The sequence below is a fragment of the Sediminibacterium sp. FW305-C-61 genome (assembly GCF_058231065.1).
Genome location: NZ_JBIQXR010000016.1, coordinates 1 through 560, shown reverse-complemented (window position 1 = coordinate 560; position 560 = coordinate 1). Strand labels below are relative to the sequence as shown.

Here is a 560-nt window from a genome sequence, read left to right as displayed (position 1 = left end):
ACTTCTAATACGATCAGTGCTACAACAGCTAATATCACTAACCTGACCGGTTTAACTAATTTAAGTGCGACTGGAACGATAGAGGCGGGAACTGTAAGTGCAACGAATGCCACGATCAGCAACTTAACTGGTTTAACTAATCTAAGTATAACCGGAACAGTTGAAGCAGGTAATGTAAGTGCAACAAGTGTAACAGGAACGAGCGGTACATTCGATAATATCACTGTAACCGGTAACATCGTAGGAGGCACCATCAGCGCTACCTTGAATGATGGTACTCAGAACACCATTACTAATCTGGCTAATATCCAGAACATCACAGCTACTGGCAATATTACTTCTAATACGATCAGTGCTACAACAGCTAATATCACTAACCTGACCGGTTTAACTAATTTAAGTGCGACTGGAACGATAGAGGCGGGAACTGTAAGTGCAACGAATGCTACGATCAGTAACTTAACTGGTTTAACAAATTTAAGTATAACCGGAACAGTTGAAGCAGGTAATGTAAGTGCAACAAGTGTAACAGGAACGAGCGGTACATTCGATAATATCAC

Annotated in this window: 1 protein-coding gene; it reads left to right on the top strand. The window is 41.1% G+C overall.

The window, feature by feature from the left end; all coding sequences use genetic code 11:
- The coding region (locus ACH30E_RS16885) for a hypothetical protein (protein WP_490847362.1) at positions 1-560 on the top strand (560 nt) is incomplete at both ends.